16 protein-coding genes are annotated in these 17,768 nt (G+C 44.2%); 8 read left to right on the forward strand and 8 right to left on the reverse strand.

The features are described from left to right. Positions 1 to 181 precede the first annotated feature (181 nt). From FCL46_RS00535 to FCL46_RS00550, 4 genes are all read right to left on the reverse strand, one after another. Positions 182 to 1,975 (reverse strand): YgiQ family radical SAM protein, encoded by a 1,794-nt coding sequence (locus FCL46_RS00535; protein WP_136807980.1) that lies wholly within the window; start codon positions 1,973 to 1,975, stop codon positions 182 to 184. A gap of 137 nt (positions 1,976 to 2,112) precedes the next feature. After that, positions 2,113 to 3,531 carry a sodium:proton antiporter NhaD gene (gene nhaD, locus FCL46_RS00540; protein ID WP_136807979.1) on the reverse strand — a complete coding sequence of 473 codons (1,419 nt, stop codon included), beginning with the start codon at positions 3,529 to 3,531 and terminating at the stop codon, positions 2,113 to 2,115. 154 nt (positions 3,532 to 3,685) lie between these two features. Beyond that, positions 3,686 to 5,848 (reverse strand): SulP family inorganic anion transporter, encoded by a 2,163-nt coding sequence (locus FCL46_RS00545; RefSeq protein WP_136807978.1) that lies wholly within the window; start codon positions 5,846 to 5,848, stop codon positions 3,686 to 3,688. Positions 5,849 to 5,886: 38 nt separating this feature from the next. Continuing rightward, on the reverse strand, positions 5,887 to 6,489 hold the full coding sequence (locus tag FCL46_RS00550; protein ID WP_136807977.1) for a carbonic anhydrase: 603 nt from the start codon (positions 6,487 to 6,489) through the stop codon (positions 5,887 to 5,889). 348 nt (positions 6,490 to 6,837) lie between these two features. On the opposite strand from FCL46_RS00550, the gene FCL46_RS00555 reads away from it, so the two are divergent. Both FCL46_RS00555 and FCL46_RS00560 read left to right on the forward strand, forming a co-directional pair. Further along, positions 6,838 to 7,506: a response regulator gene (locus FCL46_RS00555; RefSeq protein ID WP_136807976.1), complete on the forward strand. Its 669-nt coding sequence runs from the start codon at positions 6,838 to 6,840 to the stop codon at positions 7,504 to 7,506. A 304-nt stretch (positions 7,507 to 7,810) separates the two neighbouring features. Next, entirely contained in the window at positions 7,811 to 8,083 is a 273-nt protein-coding gene (locus FCL46_RS00560) for an HU family DNA-binding protein (RefSeq protein WP_136807975.1), read from the forward strand. Between the two features lie 11 nt (positions 8,084 to 8,094). Here the strand turns inward: FCL46_RS00560 and lgt are convergent, their stop codons facing one another. From lgt to FCL46_RS00575, 3 genes are all read right to left on the reverse strand, one after another. After that, positions 8,095 to 8,904, reverse strand: a complete 810-nt coding sequence (lgt, locus tag FCL46_RS00565; RefSeq protein WP_136807974.1) for a prolipoprotein diacylglyceryl transferase — start codon at positions 8,902 to 8,904, stop codon at positions 8,095 to 8,097. Positions 8,905 to 8,911: 7 nt separating this feature from the next. Further along, the gene (gene mnmG, locus FCL46_RS00570) at positions 8,912 to 10,798 is read right to left on the reverse strand and encodes a tRNA uridine-5-carboxymethylaminomethyl(34) synthesis enzyme MnmG (protein WP_136807973.1); all 1,887 of its coding nucleotides are present in this window, start codon (positions 10,796 to 10,798) and stop codon (positions 8,912 to 8,914) included. An 81-nt stretch (positions 10,799 to 10,879) separates the two neighbouring features. Next, positions 10,880 to 11,716 carry a methyltransferase domain-containing protein gene (locus FCL46_RS00575; RefSeq protein ID WP_167505897.1) on the reverse strand — a complete coding sequence of 279 codons (837 nt, stop codon included), beginning with the start codon at positions 11,714 to 11,716 and terminating at the stop codon, positions 10,880 to 10,882. 309 nt (positions 11,717 to 12,025) lie between these two features. Here FCL46_RS00575 and rpmH point away from each other — a divergent pair, with 309 nt between their 5' ends. The 6 genes from rpmH (at position 12,026) to mnmE (ending at position 16,918) form a co-directional block, all read left to right on the forward strand. After that, positions 12,026 to 12,163 carry a 50S ribosomal protein L34 gene (rpmH, locus tag FCL46_RS00580; RefSeq protein ID WP_136807971.1) on the forward strand — a complete coding sequence of 46 codons (138 nt, stop codon included), beginning with the start codon at positions 12,026 to 12,028 and terminating at the stop codon, positions 12,161 to 12,163. A 10-nt stretch (positions 12,164 to 12,173) separates the two neighbouring features. Beyond that, on the forward strand, positions 12,174 to 12,530 hold the full coding sequence (rnpA, locus tag FCL46_RS00585; RefSeq protein WP_136807970.1) for a ribonuclease P protein component: 357 nt from the start codon (positions 12,174 to 12,176) through the stop codon (positions 12,528 to 12,530). Position 12,531: 1 nt separating this feature from the next. Beyond that, on the forward strand, positions 12,532 to 12,759 hold the full coding sequence (gene yidD / locus FCL46_RS00590; protein WP_136808212.1) for a membrane protein insertion efficiency factor YidD: 228 nt from the start codon (positions 12,532 to 12,534) through the stop codon (positions 12,757 to 12,759). 74 nt (positions 12,760 to 12,833) lie between these two features. Further along, positions 12,834 to 14,486 (forward strand): membrane protein insertase YidC, encoded by a 1,653-nt coding sequence (yidC, locus tag FCL46_RS00595; RefSeq protein ID WP_136807969.1) that lies wholly within the window; start codon positions 12,834 to 12,836, stop codon positions 14,484 to 14,486. A gap of 72 nt (positions 14,487 to 14,558) precedes the next feature. Next, positions 14,559 to 15,485 carry a Jag family protein gene (locus FCL46_RS00600; RefSeq protein WP_136807968.1) on the forward strand — a complete coding sequence of 309 codons (927 nt, stop codon included), beginning with the start codon at positions 14,559 to 14,561 and terminating at the stop codon, positions 15,483 to 15,485. A 53-nt stretch (positions 15,486 to 15,538) separates the two neighbouring features. Then, complete coding sequence (mnmE, locus tag FCL46_RS00605; RefSeq protein ID WP_136807967.1) at positions 15,539 to 16,918, forward strand: tRNA uridine-5-carboxymethylaminomethyl(34) synthesis GTPase MnmE; 1,380 nt, start codon at positions 15,539 to 15,541, stop codon at positions 16,916 to 16,918. A 117-nt stretch (positions 16,919 to 17,035) separates the two neighbouring features. Here mnmE and elbB read toward each other — a convergent pair whose 3' ends face one another. Next, a complete protein-coding gene (gene elbB / locus FCL46_RS00610; protein WP_228723303.1) occupies positions 17,036 to 17,689 on the reverse strand; it encodes an isoprenoid biosynthesis glyoxalase ElbB in 654 nt (217 codons plus the stop codon). Positions 17,690 to 17,768: the final 79 nt, after the last annotated feature.

The following is a 17,768-nucleotide window of genomic DNA, read 5'->3' on the forward strand; positions in this document are numbered from 1 at the left end:
CTGTTTACTGACAAAATACTGAAGAAGATGGCGCCGCAAGAACTTTCCTTTGGTGAACATTCTGTGCATTTGTAAAATGGGGGGATTCAACATTCAGAATTGTATATTTAATTCAAGAATGACTCACTTTGTTCACGAGAAATTCGGGCTAAGGTCAAAATGCATCAGCCACTAACGCTCACTATTTTTTACGGTATGGTTTCGGTTTTCGAGTGAGTGAGGATTTCTGGTTTTTCTGCCTGAATCTTCGCTCGATCAAATCTCTTTGTGTTCTCCGCATATTTGCATCTCTTGCTACATAGATCGGTTTTTTACTATCTCTGTCCAGGCCTGTAACATACATTGCTGTTGATATTGTTCCAGGCGTAGGTGTGAAGTCCTGAAATTTGGAAATCTGCATACCGAGTTTAGCCATGTCATCTGCCATTTCCTGGGCATGTTTATCTGTGCAACCAGGGTGAGAGCTTATTACGTAAGGCACAAATTTGAGTTGTTTACCTGCATTTTTACTAAGTGATTCACAGTGGTTAATAAATCTCTTGAGTAAGTTGTGGGGCTCTTTGTGCATCAATCTGAGAACCTCATCACTACTATGCTCGGGAGCAATTTTCATAACTCCTGGTATATGTTTTTTTATGAGCTTTTGCAGTAGTGAGGGGGTGCGAAGCAACAACTCCATCCTCAGACCTGACGAAATGAAAACATGACGAATGTTTTCAATTGATGCAACTTTGTCTAATAATTTAATGAATCGTTTTTCGTCTATAACAAGATGTTTGCAGAGCTTCGGGTAGAGGCAATCCTGTTTTTTGCACCCGCCAATTGCACATGAGGTTCCATAGAGGTTTGCAGTGGGGCCACCAAGATCGCTTATTGTTCCTTTAAAGTCATCCATAGCTGCGAGGGTCTTACACTCGTCGGTTATAGATTCAATTGACCTTGATTGGACTGTAGCTCCCTGATGGCGTGTTATGGCACAGAATGAACAGTTGCCTGAGCAACCTCTCACAATTGTCACCGAGTCTTTTATCATCCTTAGTGCAGGGATGTCGGGTGTTGATGGATGCGGCAGTCGGGTATAGGGCAGTTCGTAGAGTGCATCAAGTTCCCGTGTTGTCAGCGGAGAAGAAGCGGGGTACTGAATGACCCAGTGAGACTGCTGTTTCTGGAGTATAATCTTTTCAGAAGCTGCTCTGCCATGTGCGTCGAGAGCTAATTCAGCATCCAGAAATAGTTTGGAATCCGCTGTGATTTCTTCAAAGGAAGGCAATGACAGAAGAGTACTATTTGTTGTTGAGGTGTCTTCCTGGAATCGCTCTTGAAGCTGTTTCTCTGTTAATCGTTCACAACATCCGCGGATATTTTCTAACGGCTTATTTGCTGCACGCTTTCTTGCAATATCAAGTATTGCATGTTCACCCATTCCATAGATAAGCAGATCTGCTTTCGCGTCAGTGAGAATCGATGCGCGTAGCTTATTTTGTTTATAATCATAATGAGTAAATCGACGCAGCGACGCTTCAAGCCCGCCTAAAACAATTGGTGTGTCGGGAAATGCAGATCTTGCCAGGTTGGAGTAGACGAGGGCTGCGCGATCGGGTCGAAAACGATTGTTTTTGTTCTTCTCAGCTGACCTCCATGGCTGTCCACCGGGAGAGTATGCATCAGTATCTCTGACCTTTCCATTACCTGTATAATTGGCAACAACAGAATCCAGATTACCTCCGGTAATTCCACAGAATAACTTGGGACTAGGAAACGATTTGAAGTCTTTATTGGAGGTGTAGAGGGGTTGTGAGAGTATCGCAACTTTATAGCCATGATGCTCTAGATAGCGCCCTATAAGAGCAACACCAAAGGATGGGTGGTCGACATAAGCGTCACCCGTGACAAGAAGGATGTCTAATTCCTTCCAGCCACGGAGCTTACACTCCTCCCATGAGACAGGTAATGGGTGAATCGTAGGAGGAGTCATGTGTGAAATGCGTAAGATTAAAATTAATGGTTATTCCATATTGTCTAGTTTGGACCTGAAAACTCGACATAATGCCTGAGATGAAAATCAGTTTAACGCCGAGATCAGGTAAAAAGCTAGTTTTAAGCGACAACTATTTAATAACCATTAACCATTAGGTGTACAACGATTGATGCAACATAACCTAGAGCAATTACAGGAGTCCATTTGAGGTGTGCTCCAAAAGTGTAAATTCCTCTGGCAGCGCCCATGAGTGCAACGCCGGCGGCTGAGCCAATTGAAAGAAGGCTTCCACCAACTCCTGCTGTTAATGTTACCAGGAGCCATTGGTTGTGAGACATTTCTGGCAGCATGGTGAGAACAGCGAACATTACAGGAATGTTATCAACGATCGCAGAAAGGACACCAACAATTATGTTTGCAGTTGTTGGACCCATATCATGATACAGAAAAGAAGATACTGTTGCCAGATAACCAAACTGTGAAAGACCACCAACACAAAGTATTACACCGTAAAAGAATAGAAGAGTATCCCACTCTGCCCGTGCAACTTTTCTGAAAAGATCGAATGGGTCCGGCTTAGCGTGATATGTCTGATGTGATAATGGGTTATCGTCAACATCATAATTACGATGTTCTTTTTTCTTCAGATAGTATGAGAAGAACCCGAGGTAACCGAGACCAAGCATCATTCCTGTCGCAGGGGGAAGGTGGAGAAAATTGTGGAATGATACGGCAGTGGTAATAGTGAGCAGAAACAGTGCAATGATTCGTTTCGCTCCAAGCTTCATCTCTTTCTTTTCTTTTGCTGGTTTGGGTTGCTTATTTTCGACAGCAAAGTTCATGAAGAGGGCAGGTACCAGCCAGTTGACGAGTGATGGCAAGAAGATAGCGAAAAATTCGGTGAATTGTACCATCCCTTTCTGCCATACCATAAGGGTTGTAATATCGCCAAACGGCGAGAATGCCCCACCTGCGTTAGCTGCAACTACAATATTGATACACGCTAAAGTGACAAATTTTTTGTCATTGCCACCTACAGCCATAGCAACAGCGCCCATGAGTAAAGCTGTTGTTAGGTTATCTGCAATGGGAGAAATGACAAATGACAGTGCTCCGGTCACCCAGAAGACAGTACGGTAGGAAAATCCACGACTTACAAGCCAAGAGCGTAAGGCCTGAAATACGTTTCTTTCGTCCATACTGTTGATATAGGTCATTGCACAGAGGAGAAAGAGAAAAAGCTCTGCATATTCAAGCAGGTTATGGCGAATTGCTTCTTCGGCAGCATGAGTGTTTCCCATGGATGCAAAAGTGATGGCTACGCAAATCCAGATTATACCCGCTGCTAATAAAACCGGTTTGGATTTACGTAAGTGAATCTGCTCTTCAAAGATAACCAGCGAGTATGCAGCTACAAATAACACAACTGAAAAAATACCCAGTGCTGATGTTGTGAGGCCAGAGGTGTCAACAGCTCCGGCACTACCAGCGCTGGCCATGGCTGTTCCCGTCAGGGTTGCCAAAAACCCAGCGATAAACAATAGCTTTTTCATCTGTAAATCCTTCAATATTAGTGGGGTGCAAAAACAGAAAAACTGATAACTGGGCTAATATAACAGTGAAAGAGGGAGTTGACAAGGGAAGGTGACCGTCCCATCTCAAAGAAAAAGATGGGACGGTCTATTTGTGGTACTAAGGAGTGAGTAATTAACTGTCAGCAGGAATATACTGTGTTAACGGACAGCTTTTACATCCTTTTTCAGGCAGATCTGTATTGGTGTGAACTTTATCAATAAGGGCTGCAACGGCAGCCCGGCTATCTGCAAAAATTTCATCTTCTCCAATTTTTGCCAGAAGGCCGGTGCGTTCCATAACGCTTAGTACCTGACCTTTAAGGCCGCACATAGCAAAGCCAACACCTGCACTGCGTAAACGTTTAACCAGCATTTCCAAGGCTTCTTCACCTGACGCATCCATATCATTGATACCGCGGGCATCAAGAAGGATGTATCGGAGATCCGGTTGCTCGTTGCGATACTTCAGAACCTGCTCGTCAAGATAACTGGCATTAGCAAAAAAGAGTGCACCATCAAAACGAACAACCGAGATATGGCGACAACCTTTGAGGCGGAAATGTTCAGCACTCTGCAGAACTTTTTCTTCGTTCATTGAGAGACTCGCAACAACAGGTCGCATAGATTTATACAGGAACACCGTCATGGAGAGAGCAACACCGACCATGATACCCTTGTCAAGATGCGGGGCAAAGTAGAGCGTAACAGCAAAACTCAGGATAGAGATTGCACCATCATACCACTGGGCCTTCCAGGCATGCACAAACCCTTTAATATTAACAAGGCCGATAACAGCCATCATGATTACTGCTGCAAGAACCGCCTGCGGGAGATGGTAGAGCAGAGGGGTGAAGAAGAGCAGTGTAACGATAACCATAATAGATGTTACAACCGAAGAAATACCGGAAACTGCTCCTGCCTGCAGGTTAACTGCTGAACGGCTAAATGAACCGGATACGGCGTAACTCTGGCCAATAGAACCAATCATATTGGCAAGCCCCTGTCCAACAAGCTCCTGGTTTGGATCAAGTTTTTGACCGGTCTGAGCAGCCATTGCTTTGGCGATGGCAATGGCTTCCATGAAACCTAACAGGGAAATGATAATAGCTGTAGGTAATAATTTCAGGAAAGACTTACCGTTAAGCTCAGGAATAGAGAGAGTTGGTAAACCTTTAGGGATGTCAGCAACAATTGCACCGCCACCCATGAGTTTGATCTTGGCTGCATTGAGTACTTCATTACCAACTTTGATGCGCCATGTATTATTATCAGTGGTGATACCTGCAGGAACCGCGCCTTTAGGGTAGAAAGTGTATGTGCCATCTTTTTCAACACCTTCAAATTTCATATAGCGGATTTCTTCACGCATCATGCTCGCGTCATGTTTGAGAACATCCATCTCTGAGGTGAGAATGGCGATTTCACTCTCAAGTTTTATAAGGTCAATGGATTTGCCATAGCCTGCACTATGTTTAGCTTTTTCTTCATCAACAGCTATACCGGTAGTTGCACGTTTCTGACCGGTTTGAGTAATTGCCTTGATAGTAGTATTGAATTGAGAAATCTTTTCAGAAAGAACCGGATCCTGGATGGCACTTACGTCAACATACGCGTCTTTATTAAAGCCGGTTGCCCATGAGATGACTGTGGTGAGGGCGACAGCAATAAGTACGTTGGGAATTCTCGGGTTTATCTTTTTGAGGGTGACCATTATGGCGACTGCAGCGGCACCATATAACAATGTTGGAAGATGAGTGTAATCCATAGCGGCCTGCGCTACTCTCATCATTGTTTCATAATGATGTGGTGCTTTATCAACATAAACTCCAAAGAATTTTGAGAACTGGGAGGATGCGATGATAATTGCTGCTGCGTTAGTAAAACCGTTAACAACAGGATGAGACAGAAAATTCACTACCAGACCAAGGCGAAGTACACCAAGAGAAAATTGAAAAATACCAACAGTCAGAGCCAATGTAACAGAGTAGGCAATAAACTCAGCTGATCCTGCGGTAGCAAGTGGCTCAAGGGATGCCGCCGACATTAAAGAAACAACGGCAACCGGTCCTGTTGCAAGTTGCCTGCTGGATCCGAAAAGTGCAGCAACCATTGGTGGCAGGAAAGCAGCATACAAACCGTAATATGCAGGGAGTCCGGCAAGCTGTGCATAGGCCATGGATTGCGGAATAAGGACGAGAGCAACAGTTATACCGGCAAGCAAATCGATTTTGAATTTGCCGCCGCTGTAGTCCTTGAACCAGGCGAGGAAAGGGAAAAATTTTAAAATGATATTCATGGTAAACCCTTATATTTTAAAATAATAAATATGTGCGATTACGTATCCAAAAAGATGACTTTTCCTGTGTGAAGGTCGTAGAAAGCAGGTACGACTTTTACTTTGCCTGCCTTAACAAGGTCAGCCACAATAGGCTCTGACTCCGCGATCTTTTTAGCGATCTGCCTGGCAAGTTCTTTTGAAGCATTGTTAACGAGGTCACCGCTTGTCTCTTCAACGCTTTTAATAGCAGTCTGGATTGCTGGTCCAAGGGTGGCTATGTGGCCTTCAAGCGCTGCACCACTGGCGACAGCACTGACAGCTCCACAACTCGTGTGACCCATGACAATAACAAGCGGGGTGTGAAGATGTTTTACAGCGTATTCAATGCTACCGAGTGAATGGTCACCAATGATATTACCTGCCACACGAACGACAAATAAGTGACCAAGTCCCTGGTCAAAGATGTCTACAGGTGGTACGCGTGAGTCTGCACACGTTAATACTGTTGCAATAGGCTCCTGGCCTAGTGCAAGAATCTGCCTGCTTTCCTCGCAGTGATTCGGGTGTTCCAGGTTACCGTTGACGAAGCGTAAATTACCTTCTTTCAAGGTTTTAAGCACGTCTTCAGCTGTGGGGCGGGTGGAATTTTCCTGTCCCATACTCATTCTCCTTTAGTGTAAAAAATTATAAAAAAACATATAAAAAAAAGGTGTTTAAACCGTATAAATTTTGGCAGTGACCTATATATAGTAGGTTCTCTTATCCCAATATAGTAGAACCGCTAATCAAAGCCCTATCAGGGATAAAGTCAAGTAAAAATCCTTGGTTGATGTGTGCATATGAGCACTTTGGTGGTAAATTTGTTACCACTGTTGTGTATAGTGCATATTTTCGTTTGGCGAATGCGATTAACCTAGTAAAACCTGTTTGATGTTATGTTTGTGAAATGCTGTGAACTGCATGGCCTGTGAAATATATAGCTATTTGAACAAGGAGGGGGAGTGATAATGGCTGAAAATGATCCGTATAGAATAGTGTTGGCTGATGACCATGTACTTATACGACATGGTATTAAAAATATTATTGCAAAAAATTGCAATTTTCAGGTGGTTGGCGAGGTCAGTAATGGCGAAGAGCTGTTGAGCCTGCTCGAAACTGAGAAAGTTGATTTAATCATTCTTGACATCTCAATGCCAAAAATTGGTGGTATGGAGGCTGTTGGCCTTGTAAAGGCGAAGTGGTCATGGATAAAAGTGCTTATTCTAACGATGCATAAAACTAAGCAATATTTTTATCATGCGATGACTGCTGGAGCTGATGGGTATCTTGTAAAGGATGATCCAGATGAAGAGCTTTTAACTGCTATCAGGAAGATTCAGTCTGGGAAAAAGTATATTTCGCCCGTTTTAGCTGATGATTTTACAGATGATGTCATCAACAGCTATCAAAATGAAAAGAAAAGTCCATTTCAGGAGCTGACCAAAAGAGAAAAAGAAATCCTGCAGCTTGTAGTGGATGGATATACTTCCAGGCAAATGGCTGACAGTCTCGGACTGAGTCCAAGAACTGTTGATCATCATCGCTCTAATCTGTTACGAAAATTCCAAATGAAAAATAGTGTTGACCTTGTCAACTTTGCCGTACGTAACGGATTTGTGACTCCGGCAAAGTATTGATTGCCCAGCTGCCGGTTTTTTGTCTGACCTTTGTGCTAGTATGTGCTCTATCAAATTGTTATGACGTGTTTTTTTTCAATGTTTATTCATTATTCTTGCCAGAATTTAGGCAGAAACAGGCAGTTGTGCTTTTCTTATCATATTGAATTGGCAGTGAAAAATATATAAACAGGTCGTTAATAGGTATATATACCTAGTGGGATACTGGTATATGCAACAATTGTATTTTTCCCTGAACACATTAATAATACAGCGGCTTGTGGAGAGAAGTTCAGATTTGATTGTGGTAATAGGAGAATGGAAGATGAATAAAGGGGAACTTGTAGCAACAATAGCTGAAACCAGAGGTATTACCAAAGTGCAGGCTGAAAGGGCGCTGAACATCGTCCTGAAAAACATGGCTGATGCAATGGAACGTGGTGAACGTGTAACTTTGGTCGGATTTGGTTCCTTCAGGGTGGTAGAGAGAGCTGCCCAGAAAGGTCGAAATCCTCAGACTGGGCAGACAATCACTATACCGGCTCATAATGTAGTGAAATTTAAACCGGGTAAACGTCTCTGCGAAAAAGTTCAGTAGTCCTTCTCGTGTCACTTCTCTGGGTGTCGTGTTGATCTAATACGCAACACCCAGAGAGCGATTCCTGTCACCACCATGATGGTACTTAGTAGTTGTCCCATGGTCATCATGCCGAAAAGAAATCCTATTTGCTGGTCCGGCTCTCGTGCTAATTCAACAATAGATCTAAAAATTCCATAACAGATCAGGAATAGGGCGAGAATAGAGCCGTGCGGCCAGTTGGGTCTCTTGTCCCACGGACGATTTCTACACCACCAGAGTAGTGTGAATAATACTAGCCCTTCAAGAAACGCCTCATATAGCTGTGACGGGTGTCGTGTCACAGGGCCTCCTGTAGGAAATACCATTCCCCACGGAAGATCAGTTGACCTTCCGTATAACTCGCCATTGATAAAATTGCCGATACGACCAAAGCCGAGGCCGATTGGAATTGTCGCAACATAAATATCAGCACTGGGCCAGAAATCTATTTTATGCTTTCTGGTATAAATCCAGCCGCTGACTATGAGTGCAAAGCAGGCGCCATGAAATGATAATCCTCCTGCCCAGATCGCCAGCAATTCACTGGGGTGTGAGAGGTAATAATCCAGATTGTAAAAAAGTATATATCCGAGTCTGCCACCAATAACGACACTGAGAATAAGAACGAGGTTGATATCCTCAAAATGTTTAGCGAGCTGGGTGAAGTTATGTTGCTTGATCTGCTTGCGAACCAGGAAATAGCTGGAGGCAAATCCAAGAACATACATCAGGCCATACCATCGCACGGCAAGCGGGCCAAGGCTGAAGATTATCGGGTCTATTTCAGGGTAAGTGAGCATTGAGGATTTATAAGGATCCGAGTCTGCGCAAGTGAACCTGCAAAACTGAGATCGCAGCAGGTGTTATTCCGGAGATCCTTGAAGCCTGTCCTAGAGATAACGGTTTGACTGTTGTAAGTTTTTCGACAACCTCATTAGATAGTCCTGACATCGAAGCATAGTCCAAGCCTTCAGGTAGCTTAAGCGCTTCAAGTTTTCTAAAGCGTTCAACTTGTTCTTGTTGTCTGACTATATATCCATGAAATTTTACTTCTAGTTGCACTTCTTCACATTCTTTAGATGTGCTCAGTGTGTTTATCTGTGCTGCGAATTCCTCAGGGAGTGGAAGCATGGCGATTTTTGAGAGGTTCAGCTCAGGGCGTCTGAGGAGATCGGCCAGAGAACATTTTTGCCTGGCGGCTACGCTGTTCAACTGCTCCAGGGCAGCATTCATTTCGTTTGTGGGCTTGATGAACGACTCATTCAGAAGTTTCATGCCTGACTCGACAGCCAATTTTTTCTGAATGAAGATTTCGTAACGATCCTTAGTGAGCAGGCCTGTGTCGTAACCAATCTGGCAGAGTCGCATATCAGCATTGTCTTCTCTCAATAGGAGTCGGTATTCAGCCCGTGAGGTGAACAATCTGTATGGTTCTTTAGTTCCCCGTGTCACAAGGTCATCTATAAGTACACCAATATACGCTTCTGATCTGTTCAGAATTAAAGGATCATGTCCGCGGGTAAAACGAACGGCGTTAATGCCGGCCATTAATCCTTGAGCAGCAGCTTCTTCATAGCCTGAGGTGCCATTTATCTGGCCTGCAAAATATAATCCTTCATACTTTTTAGTGGCAAGCGATGGTAGCAGCTCAAGCGGGTCTACATAATCATACTCAATCGCATATCCCGGTCGAATAATACGCGCATTCTCAAGGCCTTTTATTGAGTTGAGCATAGCTTTTTGTGTAGCAAGCGGTAGACTTGTCGGAATGCCGTTGGGATATACTTCTGTCGTGTCAAGACCTTCAGGTTCAATGAAGATCTGATGTCTGGTCTTTTCAGGAAAGCGCATGACCTTGTCTTCAATTGATGGACAATATCTTGCACCAATTCCCTGGATTACACCGGTGTACATGGGTGACTGGTCAATCCCCTGACGGATTATCTCGTGTGTCTGCTCATTTGTATAGGTGATATGACAAGGCAATTGTGGCAATGTGTATCTGCCACTTGAGCTAAACGAAAAATGAGCAGGAGGATCGTCACTATACTGTGCTTCCAGCTCTGAATAATTGATGGTGTTAGCATCAATTCGCGGAACAGTTCCTGTTTTCATCCTGCCGACCCGGAAACCGGCTTCTTTGAACCATTCGGCAAGATTCGTTGATGGTGCATCTCCAAGCCTTCCTGCGGGGAAGTTTTTGAGACCAATATGAACAAGGCCGTTAAGAAAGGTTCCTGTAGCCACGACTACTGCTCCTGCACGAATCTCCTCATTGAGTGACGTTCTCACTCCACAAACTTTTCCGTCTTCGACAATAAGTGAATCTACAACAGTTTGGCTGATAGAAAGATTTTCCTGACGCTCAAGCACGGATTTCATGCGGAGGTGATAAAGCATTCTGTCAGCTTGTGCTCGTGAAGATCGTACCGCCGGTCCTTTACTGGTATTCAGACGACGAAACTGAATAGACGTTGCGTCGATGTTCCTGGCCATTTCACCACCAAGAGCATCAATCTCGCGTACCAGGTGACCTTTGGCAAGTCCGCCGATAGCAGGGTTGCATGACATTGCCCCTATAGTGTCAGCGTTGATAACTGTAACAAGAGTATTGCAGCCCATTCTGGCACTGGCCAGAGCTGCCTCACAGCCGGCGTGACCAGCTCCGATAACTATCACATCATAGGTGTTCATTAGATATTATGTAGGACTTAAAAGTTTATATAAAGTTTAGCTGAATAGTAAATTTTCTAATCTTTGCTTAATAGTAAAACATTAAAGATTACTGCAATCCCACCAGATGAGAGCCCATCGTGGTGGTGGATCCCGGTGAATTACCAGCTGCCCTTGCTCGTCCTGGGTAGAGGTGTTTTCTAAGTAACGTTTTAACGTATGTTCTTCACTTGTAGTAAGATCCTTGATCATCCATGAATACGATTGTAATGCCTGATCGATATTGTCAAAACGAAGTTCGCGTTCAAGTTCAAGGATGGTTACATTAGGGTGAATTCCCATGGTGTAGAGAATATTCAGTGTATAAATATAGTCCGGGCCTGATTCGAAATTTCTGCCAAGTGCTTCAAAGAGTAATGGGTCGAATGGCGTTGGGGAAATACGATCGGTTATAAAAACATATTTTGAAGAATGAGCGTTGAGTTTTTTAATGGCCTCTGCAATATTATCAACACTCATTGAACGTGATGCTATTGCAATGTCGTGTGGGAGAATGGATTTAGCGTCCCAGTCGTCTTCCCACGCACACTCCACTGTCCGTATGTTTTTCTGCCCGTTTTCCCTGGCGCTGTCTTGTAATATTGCCAGCATTCCCGGGGAGAAATCAAGGGCGGTAACGGAGCGGACTTTTTTTGCTATTGGTAAAGCGAGCGTTCCGGGGCCTGATCCAACATCCAGCACTGTCATGTCTGCTTCAAGGGGGAGGTGTGACATCAGCAGGTCAATATATGGTGATGTTTTATTTCGTGATGCAAACGATGAAGATTTTTTATCCCACTCGGCAGGCCCTTTGCTGGCCCAGCCTTTTCGGTTCCTGGCATTTTGCCAGAGCTTGATCCAATCTATATCTGAATGTGTGATTTGGTTGAAATCTGTCATTAAAGTCACTGAGAAATAAACACTGAAATTTGAGTATGTGCCGGAAAAAAGGTCATGGCTGAAAGTAGCACAGCAAAACATCTTCTGCAAGATGAGGAGTTGTTTGCCAATGAAAATGTTTGACAGTATGATTCTAGTGTGGTTAATATTCTTCTTTTGTGATTTTGAGATCCCCGGTCGAAATTCAGGCAATACTGCCAGAGGGGAAGCAGGGGCTACACAATAGTATTTTAACAATGTGGGCCTGCAAGAACTTGGAAAACTAACATACTCCACCTACTGTGGATTTGTACAACGAGGAAGTGAACAATGAGCAAACGTACTTTTCAGCCAAGCAATATCAAACGTAAACGCACACATGGATTTCGTGCCCGTATGGCAACCCGCGGTGGACGTGCTGTCCTGAATGCCCGCAGAGCTCGCGGTCGTAAACGTCTGGCAGTATAAGTTTACTTTTTTGAAAAGATTTCCATTCTCTAAAGACTCCCAGATTCGTAAAGGCTGGGAGTATGATAGAGTTTACGACCAGGGAAAACGCTTGCACGGTAAGGGGTTTACACTCATTTGCCGTGCAAATGACCTTGGGCACAGCCGGATTGGTGTAAGTGTCAATCGTAAAATTCGTGGCGCAGTCAGAAGAAACCGGCTCAAGCGAATAATTCGTGAGTCTTTTCGTTTGCAGCGCGACAACTATCCATCCGGGGCAGATATTGTGTTCGCTGTTCGTCCTGATTTTGAGTTTTCATCACCCATCAGTATATGCCAGGCTGTTGAACCACTGACCTGTAGGTGGAGAGGAATCCATGAAGGCTGAGATGAAATTATCTCAGGTTCCAAGAATAATTGCATTGGGATTAGTGAGGGGATATCAATATGTAATCTCTCCTTTATTACCACCCAGTTGTCGTTTTATCCCCACCTGTTCGACGTATACCATCCAGGCAATAGAGAAATATGGCGCAATTCGTGGTTCGTTCCTCGGAATTCGTCGCATTTTGCGTTGTCACCCATTTTCCCGAGGCGGTTATGATCCTGTGCAGTAAGCTGTTGCCGCCATTTTTTTCAACCCCATTATCACTGGACCCAGTCTTGTGTGGTAACTTTCATTGGTAAGGACATGGATACCTATAGAACCATTCTGGCAGTAGTACTCTCTTTCGCCATCCTGTTTGGATATCAATATTTTTTCGTAGGATTTGGACCGCAGGAAGTGCCGGTTGAAACCACTGTCGAGGCAACCACCTCAACGGGTGGTACCGGATCAGGAACAACGCAGATTGTTCAGGCACCTGTTCCTGCAGCGGCAGTACCTCAGCCGGCTGTCCTTAATCCTGATGCTAAAGATATTACTGTAGAAACAGAGTTGTATACTGCTGTATTTACCGAGAATGGCGGTGCATTAAAAAATCTTGTTTTACGAAATCATAAGGAAACTAACGCGAAAGATTCGCTTGGTATGGAGCTTGTCAATAGTGATGACTCTACCGGTTATCCTTTGAAGTTCTCCTGGGGTAGTGTTGCAACACAGGACCTACTTTATAAAAGCAGTGGTGCTGATGTAACGTTTGTTAACGGAACGGCTCAACTTGTTATGGAGGCTGATGCTGGCGGTGGTTTGATCATCGTTCGGACGTATACCTTCCAGCAGGACAGCTACCTTATTGACCTTGATGTCAGTGTGCAGAACATGTCAGGTCAGCCCCTTCAAGGTAATGCTCAGCTGCATCAGGTAAACACACCATTCCAAAAGACCGGCAGTCCTGCTGATAGATTTTTATTTAGAGGACCAGCTAGTTATGTGAATGGTGAGCTCTCTGAGGTTAAGGCTGGTGATTTTGAAGAGGGTCCGGTTACAATTCAAGGCAATGTTGAATGGGCAGGATATGGCGGTAACTACTTTATTCGTGCCATGGTGCCACTCGATGGAGCCGGTAACAGTTATGTTATGCAGGGTACCGAAGATCTTACTTACACTACACTGTCCGGTAACCTCGATACTTTACAGTCAGGAACTCAGAAAAATTATCAATACAAGATTTACTATGGCCCAAAGAAGGTAAAACTCCTTCAGGAACTTGGTTACAATCTTGAACGATCTGTGAACTTCGGTTGGTTTGATATTATTGCAAGGCCTACATTGTGGCTGCTCAATTTCTTCTACGGATTTGTCAAAAACTACGGTATTGCCATTATTATGGTAACCATGATGTTTAAGGCAGTTTTCTGGCCGATTACCCAGAAGGGTATGAAGTCTATGAAGAATATGCAGAAACTTCAGCCTAAGATGGTGAAGCTGAAAGAGAAGTATAAGGATGATCCTACCAGGATGAACCAAGAAGTGATGAGCCTGTATAAAACCTACAGAGTAAATCCTCTTGGTGGTTGCCTGCCGATGGTATTGCAGATTCCGGTTTTCTTTGCATTGTATAAGGTTCTACTTCAATCCATTGAGTTGCGGCATGCACCATTTATGTTATGGATAAGTGACCTTTCAGCGCCAGATCGTCTCTGGATCGGGTTTGATCTTCCTTATCTTGGAGGTATTCCGGTTCTGACACTCATGATGGGTGCCTCAATGTATTTTCAGCAGAAGCTTACTCCAACAACTGCAGATCCTGCGCAGGCAAAGATTCTTCAGTTTTTACCAATTATTTTCACCTTTATGTTTCTGAATTTTGCATCCGGTCTGGTACTGTATTGGTTTGTTAACAACCTGCTGTCCATTTTGCAGCAGCAGTTGATAAATCGGGACACTGCAAAGGCTTCATAGCTCCGAACCTGATTTGCTGGCTTGGAGATCGTAAAGCTGTCTGAAGAGAAACTTAAAGAGCAGAGAATATCAATGTCTGTGGAAAAAAAAGATTTTTACGGAAAAGAAGTTACTGACGCGATCAAAAGTGCTTGTGAAAACTTAGGTGTTTCCCAGGAAATGCTTGATATAGAGGTCCTGGAAACAGGTTCAACCGGAATATTCGGACTCATACGAAAGAAAGCAAAAATTCGTGTATCGCTGAAAGGTAAACCTGAGCCGAAGATAATTGAAGAAGTTGTTGAGACAGTTCCTGTTCCTGAGCCTGCTGTAGTAGAAGAGGTTAAGGAAGAGATATCTGTTGAAGAGCCGGTAGCAAAAACTGCAAGTGAACCTGTGAAGGAGCCTGAAGTTAAAGAAACAGTTCCTGCCGATAATGCTATTGCTGAGAGTTCTTCAGAGGCAGAAGAGGTTGATGCATCACCAGAGAGTCTTGAGATTGTGAAGTCTGAAGTCGAACAGCTTGTTACTCTGATGGGTTTTCCCTCGGATGTGCAGGTTGCCGCCGAAGGGCTTTCAATAACATGTGATATTAAGGGTGAACACGAAGAAGCATTGGCTGGACCGGAAGGGAAGACTTTGGATTCCATCCAATATCTTGCACGAAAGATGGTCGCTAGAAAATGCCCTGAACGACTTCGGATAGCTATCAATGTTGGTAACTTCAGAGAGCAACGACTCGAACAGTTAAAAGAGCGTGCTGTTGAGTTAGCTGGCAAGGTTAAAGAGACAGGGAAAACGCATGTTCTTCCGGCGCTGAATCCATCTGAAAGACGTGAGATTCATATGGTCCTTCAGGAGGACAAAGATGTTCGAAGCCGATCTGTCGGTGACGGTCTCTTCAAAAAAATACTGATTTATAAACCCGGTAAAGGTAACCGAGGTGGGCGGCGGAAAAGTCCACCACGTGGCCGAAGAGGGAAAAATAACCGAAACGGCAATTCTTCTAACGAAGAGTAAATATCATCAACCACCCTGTGCCTGCAGGGTGGTTTTTTCATTTGGGCTATTGCGTGGAACACAATCAAACTATTGCAGCCATATCCACTCCTCCTGGATCCGGTGGAATCGGCATAATCCGGATAAGCGGTGAGTTGTCTCTGCCTGTGCTGAAGCAGATTTTTCAACCTCTTGATCAGAACTGTAACTATTTGAGTCATCAGTTGTACTATGGTCATATAGCCGATCCTGAAAGCAGCAAAATTCTCGATGAAGTTTTGGCTGTGTACATGTGCTCTCCCCGCACCTATACACGTGAGGATGTTGTAGAGATACATTGCCATGGTAGCTATCTTGTTTTGCAGAATGTTCTGCAATTGATTCTATCTCGCGGTGTGCAGTTGGCTCAACCTGGCGAATTCACTAAGCGTGCGTTTTTGAATGGACGGATCGATTTAACCAAGGCTGAAGCTGTAATTGATATACTTTCTGCACGTACCCGTAAAGGTGTTGATTTGGCCCAGGAGCAACTCTCCGGGGCTTTGTATAACCAAATAGATGCCATCCGAAAAAGTCTCACGAATATGCGGGCAGTGATAGAGGTCGCTATCGATTTTCCTGATGAAGATCTTGAAATAGTTGATCACTCTCACATGTTGGCTCAGCTTGATACTGATGTAGCCAAGCCAATTGTACAGCTGTTACAAGATGCTGATCATGGCAAAATCTATCGGGATGGAATTGCAGTTGTTATTGCAGGTCTGCCAAATGTCGGTAAGTCCAGTCTGTTGAATACCCTTCTTCAGGAAGAACGAGCTCTGGTAACCGAGATAGCAGGTACAACCAGAGATACAATTGAAGAATACCTCGATATTCATGGAATGCCGGTTCGTTTGATTGATACTGCTGGTATACGTGATAATGCTGAAAAGGTTGAAGAGCTTGGAATACAGCGGGCAAAAAGCCAGATTAATGAAGCAGATCTTGTGCTTTTCATGGTTGATGGTTCCCGTGAAATAACTGATGATGATGTGAAGCTATTCAACTCTGTATCGCATAAACCTCTTGTAGTTGTCGTTAACAAGATTGATGTGGTAGGCAGAAGTGCGAGTTTTACAGAACAGCTTAATACCGATGCGCCTGCTGTGTTTATCTCTGCCAGAGAGCAACGGGGGATTGGTGATCTGAAAGATGGAATATTCCAGCGAGTCACTACCGGTGGAGAACAGTGGGAAGAACGAGGCTGTGCACCTAATGTGCGGCACAAACATGCTTTGCAGCTAGCGCTTGAGGCTGTCAGGCGGGTTGAGGATGCATTTGTAGCAGGCCTTACTGCTGACTTGATAGCAGTTGACCTGCAGGAGTGTCTGGACCAGCTTAACGATATAGTTGGAGAGACGACCACCGAAGACATTCTGGATGTTATTTTTGAGCAGTTCTGTCTCGGCAAGTAATAGAGTAATTGAGGCTGCATCTGGGCAAGGATAACTTTCACAAGCAAAATGGGTATTGCTTGATCAGTGCCAAAGTGAACTCTTTTAACAATTCACTTTGGCACTCTCCTTAAGAAATCAGATCATTTCTAAAACTGCCTTCACAAGTTTTTCCGCACCTTCTGCAATTTGATCAACCCTTGAATCCAGCATGTAGCAAGGAGTTGTCACTAATTTATTCTCTTTATCTATACAGATCTCACAGTGAGTTGTATTTTTATGTGAGGCGCCCATTGCCTGCACATTACCAGCGGTGCCGGGATCCCCTCCGATTGTCAAATATGCTCCAGGAATGAGGCGTGCCAGAATAACCGGTGCAATGCAAAGAGCACCAACAGGCTTTCCCGTAGCGTGCATTGCAAGTATGGCCCTGGAAACTTCATCGTTTACCGTGCATTCAGGACCGGTAAAAGCATAGTCCGATAAATTCTTCGCAGCACCGAACCCACCGGGAATGATAAGCGCGTCAAATGTATCCGCACTAAACTCTGCGAGAGGTTTAATCTTTCCTCTGGCAATTCTGGCAGATTCAGTAAGGACATTTCTCTTTTCATCTACTGGCTCAGCAGTAAGATGATTAATAACATGGGTTTGAATAATGTCTGGTGCGAAGCACATGTAGTCCGCATTGTTTTTATGAATCGCCAGTAAGGAAAGGGTGGCTTCGTGTATTTCGGAGCCGTCCATGTGACCACAGCCGGAAAGAATAACAGCAAGTGTTGGATGTTTCAAAAGGTGTACCTCCTTTTGAGATTGGAAAAGATCAGCTGCCATTGAAGCATAGTTCCAATGGCAGCTGCCTGATAGATCG

Origin of the sequence: Desulfosediminicola flagellatus, assembly GCF_005116655.2 — a bacterium.
Classification (GTDB): domain Bacteria; phylum Desulfobacterota; class Desulfobulbia; order Desulfobulbales; family Desulfocapsaceae; genus Desulfopila; species Desulfopila flagellata.